Origin of the sequence: Aquabacterium sp. (assembly GCF_048860245.1) — a bacterium.
In the GTDB taxonomy this organism is placed as follows: domain Bacteria; phylum Pseudomonadota; class Gammaproteobacteria; order Burkholderiales; family Burkholderiaceae_C; genus Aquabacterium.
The window spans coordinates 1-5,999 of record NZ_JBLIZW010000100.1 but is presented as its reverse complement, the minus strand read 5'-3'; the positions used below and the strand labels follow the sequence as shown (position 1 = coordinate 5,999).

The window sequence follows — 5,999 nt, the reverse complement described above, 5'->3', positions numbered from 1 at the left end:
GATTACTGCCAGGAACCGATGTCGGCATCGCGGCCTTCACCACCGCTTTGACCATCAGCACCAAAGCTGAACACGTCGACTGCGCCCTTCACGCCAGGGTTCACATACTGGTAGGGGCGGCCCCATGGGTCATTCGGAAGCTTTTCCAGATACGACTTCCAGTTCGGCGGAATCGGCGCGGCCGTCGGCTTGGTCACCAGCGCCTGCAAGCCTTGCTCACTGCTCGGGAATCGCTGGTTGTCCAGCTTGTAGAGCTTCAGGGCCTGCATGATGTTGCTCACATCAGTGCGTGCAGCGGTCACGCGTGCATCATCGGCACGGTCCAGCACGTTGGGCACGATCAGCGCGGCCAGCAACCCGATGATCACCAACACCACCATCAGTTCGATCAGTGTGAAACCTCGTTGCAGGGCGCGCATGGCCTTCTGCCCCCCTTGCGGCATTTGCACAAACTTCATGTGTCGATCCTAAACAGACTTGAACGGTCCACAGGTGCTTCGCTTCTCCCTTGAAGCATCCCGGCGCGCCAGCATGCCCGAGCGCACAGCCCCCATGATGCGGGATGAACCCGAGGTTTGATGCGTCGTTTAGCCAGACTGGCGCAATGAACACCCATCATAATGGTCAGATCATGGCGTCACGCATCTTTGCACTCATCACTTGGGCCGCAGTCGCAGCCAGTCTGGCGTACTGGGGCCTGCGCTGGCTGGCGCATCCTGCCGCCGTCCCCCCCCATGCCAATCGCGTGTCACTCGAGAGCGATGTGCGGGGTGACTTCCAACGACTGCTCGCCGGCCCAGCGAAAGCAGCATCCAGCGTCGAGCCCAATGCCGCATCACAGTTGGCAGGGCGCATTCGGCTGATTGGTGCCGTGGCACCGCGTGGATCCGATCAAAGCGGTGGCGTGGCACTGATTTCCGTGGACGGCAAGCCCCCGCGGGCCGTGCGCGTCGGCGGCGCCGTGGATGGTGACCTGGTCTTGCAAAGTGTGTCTCAGCGCCAGGCACAAATCGGCCGCCCTGATGCGTCACCTTCGGTGACCTTGACGCTGCCCAGCCTGCCGATGGCTGCCACCGGGACCCTGCCAGCGCCCACAGGGGTGACCCGCAATGCCGGTGCCTCGACATATGCGCAAGCGGGCCCCATGGGCGGCGTCATGCCCAGCGCCCAAGCTGGAGGCGGCATGCCGCCACCGCCCATGCGCCCGGCCGGGAACACCAACCGGGACTGACCCGCGTCAGCGCAGGAAGAGTCGGTAAACCGGATTGCGGGACTCGTCCACCCACACGTAGCCCAGCTTGTCCAGGAAGGACTTGATGGACTTGGTCTCTGCCTTGGGAACCTGCAACCCAACCAGGATGCGACCATAGTCGGCACCTTGATTCCGATAATGGAACAGGCTGATGTTCCAGCCCGGTGGCAAGCTGGTCAAGAAGGTCATCAATGCCCCTGGACGCTCGGGAAACACGAAGCTGAACAGACGCTCCCCCTCCGCCAGGGACGATCGCCCGCCCACCATGTGACGGATGTGCGTCTTGGCCAGTTCGTCGTGGGTCAAGTCCACGGTATTGAAGCCTTGTTGCTCGAACTGACGGGCAATCTTCTTCGACTCCCCCTTTTCCTTCGTGGTCAGCCCCACAAACACGTGGGCCTGCTTCTCGTCGGAAATGCGGTAGTTGAACTCCGTGACGCTGCGTGGGCCGATCGTCTCGCAGAATCGCTTGAATGACCCGCGTTCTTCCGGGATGCTGACCGCCAGCAAGGCCTCGCGCTCTTCACCCACTTCGGCCCGCTCGGCCACAAAGCGCAAGCGGTCAAAGTTCATGTTGGCACCGCAATTGATCGCGATGTAGGTCTTCCCCTGGCCGCCATGGCGCTCTGCATACTGCTTCAGCGCGGCAACCCCCAGGGCGCCGGCAGGCTCAACGATCGAGCGGGTATCCTGATAGATGTCCTTGATGGCCGCACACACCGCATCGGTGTTGACGATCACGAAGTCGTCCACCAGATCCTTGGCCAAGCGCATGGTTTCTTCGCCGACCAACTTCACAGCCGTACCATCGGAGAACAAGCCGACATCGTCCAGCGTCACGCGCTTGCCTGCCTTGACCGACCGGGCCATGGCATCCGAGTCGCTCATCTGAACACCGATGACCTTGATCTCGGGGCGAACCGCCTTGATGTACGCCGCGACGCCGCTGATCAGCCCACCACCCCCGATGGCCACAAACACCGCATCGATCGGGCCGGAATGCTGACGCAGGATTTCCATGGCAATCGTGCCTTGACCCGCGATCACATCCGGATCATCAAAGGGGTGGACAAAGGTCATCCCTTTTTTCTTTTCCAGCTCTTTCGCGTGGCCTGCCGCATCAGAGTAGCTGTCGCCGTGCAGCACGATCTGAACGTTCTCGCCGCCAAACGCGCGCACCGCATCAATCTTCACCTGGGGTGTGGTCGTCGGCATCACGATCGTGGCCTGGCACCCCAGTCGTTTGGCCCCCAGCGCCACACCTTGGGCATGGTTGCCAGCGGAGGCACAGATCACCCCCTTGGCCAACTGCTGCTTGCTGAGCTTCGCCATCTTGTTGTAGGCGCCCCGCAGCTTGAAGCTGAACACCGGCTGCTGGTCTTCCCGCTTGAGGTAGACCTGATGGCCCAAGCGGCGCGACAGATTACGCGCCTCGTCCAGGGAGCTTTCCACCGCCACGTCGTACACACGGCTGGTCAGGATTTTCTGAAGATAGTCCTGCACGGTGAGCACAGGTGCTTTCGCGGCCTTGCGAGGAGCCTTGGCGGGCTGCTTGGCAGCCGCACGCTTGGCGGTGGGTTTGGCGGCGGTACGCGCGGTGGACATCAGAAACTCCGAAAACCGAAAATGGCAGAAAGAGCCTCACAGTCTACTCGTCCGCGGCATCGCTGCCGCCAAACGAGGTGAAGACCGATCTGCTTGGTGAGCCTAAGGCTGCACGAAAGCGCGGCGCCAAAAGAAAAAAGCCCACGGCTTGCGCTGTGGGCTTTTCGGATGCAACACGGTGCCGAAGCACCGCTGCAAAGATCACTTCTTGCGGAAGCGGCGGATAGCAGCCAGCTGAGCAACCATCTCGGCCAGTTCGCTTTGGGCGCGGGCCAAGTCCAGATCGCTCTGGGCATTCTGCACAGCCTCTTCAGCCAAACGCTTGGCTTCAGTGGCCTTGGCCTCATCCAGATCATGACCACGGATGGCCGTATCGGCCAGCACGGTCACGCAGTGAGGCTGCACTTCCAGAATGCCGCCAGCCACGAAGACGAATTCTTCTTCGTTGTTGTCGGCGCGCTGAATGCGCACGGCGCCCGGCTTGATGCGGGTGATCAGCGGGGTGTGACGCGGCAGGATGCCAAGCTCACCCACCTCACCCGGCAGGGACACCAGCGTGGCTTCGCCCGAAAAGATCGACTCTTCGGCGGAAACAACGTCAACGTGAATGGTGGACATATTGAGCTTTCAAAATGGGTTCAACGATTTGCACCGTCAGGCGCAGGGCAGGAGCTCGACTCCGGACGGCGCGAAAGCAGGCAACCGGATCGAATCTGACACAAGGCCGGACCCGATCCGAGTGCGATGCTTATTGCATCGTCTTGGCCTTTTCGAAGGCTTCGTCGATCGTACCCACCATGTAGAAGGCTTGCTCAGGCAGAGCATCGCATTCGCCAGCCACAATCATCTTGAAGCCGCGGATGGTTTCCTTCAGGGACACGTACTTGCCAGGCGCGCCGGTGAACACTTCGGCGACGTGGAAAGGCTGCGACAGGAAGCGTTGGATCTTACGAGCGCGGGCAACGGTGAGCTTGTCTTCCGGAGCCAGTTCGTCCATACCCAGAATCGCGATGATGTCACGCAGTTCCTTGTAGCGCTGCAGTGTGTTCTGCACAGCACGGGCCACGCTGTAGTGCTCTTCGCCAACCACGTTCGGGTCCAGCTGACGCGAGGTCGAGTCCAGCGGATCGATCGCAGGGTAGATACCCAGCGAAGCGATGTCACGAGACAGCACGACGGTGGAGTCCAAGTGAGCGAAGGTCGTAGCAGGAGACGGGTCGGTCAAGTCATCCGCAGGGACGTACACGGCCTGGATCGAGGTGATCGAGCCGACCTTGGTCGACGTAATACGCTCTTGCAGACGGCCCATTTCTTCAGCCAGCGTAGGTTGGTAACCCACGGCGGAAGGCATACGACCCAGCAGAGCGGACACTTCGGTACCGGCCAAGGTGTAACGGTAGATGTTGTCCACGAAGAACAGCACGTCCTTACCTTCGTCACGGAAGGCTTCGGCCATGGTCAGACCGGTCAACGCAACGCGCAGACGGTTGCCAGGAGGCTCGTTCATCTGGCCGTAGACCATGGCGACCTTGGATTCAGACAGGTTGTCCTGCTTCACCACGCCAGCGTCCGACATTTCATGATAGAAGTCGTTACCTTCACGGGTACGCTCGCCCACACCAGCGAACACCGACAGACCGCCGTGGCCCTTCGCGATGTTGTTGATGAGTTCCATCATGTTCACGGTCTTGCCCACACCGGCGCCACCGAACAGACCGACCTTACCACCCTTGGCGAATGGAGAGATCAAGTCAATCACCTTGATGCCGGTTTCCAGCAACTCGGTCGAGGGAGACAGTTCCTCGTAAGCGGGGGCCTTACGGTGGATGGGAGCCGTCAGGGCTTGGTCCACAGGACCACGTTCGTCGATGGGGTTACCCAGCACGTCCATGATGCGGCCCAGGGTAGCCTGGCCCACGGGGACGGTGATCTGAGCATTGGTGTTGAACACCTGCATGCCGCGGCGCAGGCCGTCGGACGAACCCAGCGCGATGGTACGGACAATGCCGTCGCCCATTTGCTGTTGCACTTCGAGGGTCAGCGCGGAGCCTTCCATCTTCAGGGCGTCGTACACCTTGGGCATTTGGTTGCGTGGGAATTCCACGTCCACCACGGCGCCAATGCACTGAACGATCTTGCCCACTGCTTGTTGCGTGTCAGCCATTTTTCGTTCCTTCAATCAATTCAAAATCTTCGGATCAGACCGCAGCCGCACCGGCAACGATCTCGGACAGTTCGGTCGTGATCGCGGCCTGACGGGTCTTGTTGTAGACCAGCTTCAGTTCCTTGATCAAATTGCCGGCATTGTCGGTAGCGGCCTTCATGGCCACCATGCGGGCCGACTGCTCCGAAGCCATGTTCTCTGCCACAGCCTGGTAAACCAGCGCCTCAACGTAACGGACCATCAGCTCGTCGATGACCACCTTGGCGTCCGGCTCATAGATGTATTCCCATGCATGAGTCGTTTCGCCTGCGAACTCGTCGCCTGCCAAAGGCAGAAGTTGGCCAACCATGGGCTCCTGCTTCATCGTGTTGATGAAACGGGTGAAGCACAGGTAAACCGCGTCGAGTTGACCAGCGGTGTACGCGTCGAGCAGAACCTTGACCGGGCCGATGAGCTTTTCCAGATGGGGGGTGTCCCCCATGCCGACCACGCTGGCCACCACGTTGGCGCCCATGCGGTTGAAAAAGCCGGAAGCCTTGTTGCCGATGGCGACCACGTCCGCCTGCACGCCTTGACCTTCGAGCTCTTTGAGCTTGTTGGTCACGGCACGCAGAACGTTCGTGTTCAAACCACCGCACAGACCCTTGTCTGTGCTCACCACGATCAGACCCACCTTCTTCGAACCAGCGTTTTGCTGCATGAAGGGATGGACGTACTCGGGGTTGGCGTGAGCCAGGTTGGCCGTGATGCTGCGCACCTTTTCAGCGTAGGGGCGAGCCGCAAGCATGCGATCTTGCGCCTTGCGCATCTTCGAAGCCGCGACCATTTCCATGGCCTTGGTGATCTTCTTGGTGTTCTCGACGCTCTTGATCTTGTTGCGAATTTCCTTGCCTACGGCCATGGTGCGCTCCTTTAGGCGAAGGTCTTCTTGAACGCGACGATGGCCGATTGCAGTTCGGCTTCGGCGTCCTTGTCCAG

Annotated in this window: 6 protein-coding genes; 1 reads left to right on the top strand and 5 read right to left on the bottom strand. The window is 60.4% G+C overall.

From position 1 onward, the window contains the following. Positions 1–2: 2 nt before the first annotated feature. Positions 3–458, bottom strand: coding sequence for a type II secretion system major pseudopilin GspG (gene gspG, locus ACMV18_RS11375; protein ID WP_420817931.1), 456 nt, complete (start codon positions 456–458; stop codon positions 3–5). 146 nt (positions 459–604) lie between these two features. Here gspG and ACMV18_RS11370 point away from each other — a divergent pair, with 146 nt between their 5' ends. Further along, positions 605–1,231, top strand: coding sequence for a hypothetical protein (locus tag ACMV18_RS11370; protein WP_420817930.1), 627 nt, complete (start codon positions 605–607; stop codon positions 1,229–1,231). Positions 1,232–1,237: 6 nt separating this feature from the next. Here ACMV18_RS11370 and ilvA read toward each other — a convergent pair whose 3' ends face one another. From ilvA to atpG, 4 genes are all read right to left on the bottom strand, one after another. Continuing rightward, complete coding sequence (ilvA, locus tag ACMV18_RS11365; RefSeq protein WP_374257173.1) at positions 1,238–2,857, bottom strand: threonine ammonia-lyase, biosynthetic; 1,620 nt, start codon at positions 2,855–2,857, stop codon at positions 1,238–1,240. A gap of 201 nt (positions 2,858–3,058) precedes the next feature. Continuing rightward, positions 3,059–3,475 (bottom strand): F0F1 ATP synthase subunit epsilon, encoded by a 417-nt coding sequence (locus tag ACMV18_RS11360; RefSeq protein ID WP_374257171.1) that lies wholly within the window; start codon positions 3,473–3,475, stop codon positions 3,059–3,061. Between the two features lie 130 nt (positions 3,476–3,605). Further along, entirely contained in the window at positions 3,606–5,021 is a 1,416-nt protein-coding gene (atpD, locus tag ACMV18_RS11355; protein WP_374257170.1) for a F0F1 ATP synthase subunit beta, read from the bottom strand. Positions 5,022–5,055: 34 nt separating this feature from the next. Next, positions 5,056–5,922 carry a F0F1 ATP synthase subunit gamma gene (gene atpG / locus ACMV18_RS11350; RefSeq protein WP_420817929.1) on the bottom strand — a complete coding sequence of 289 codons (867 nt, stop codon included), beginning with the start codon at positions 5,920–5,922 and terminating at the stop codon, positions 5,056–5,058. Between the last annotated feature and the right edge of the window lie 77 nt (positions 5,923–5,999).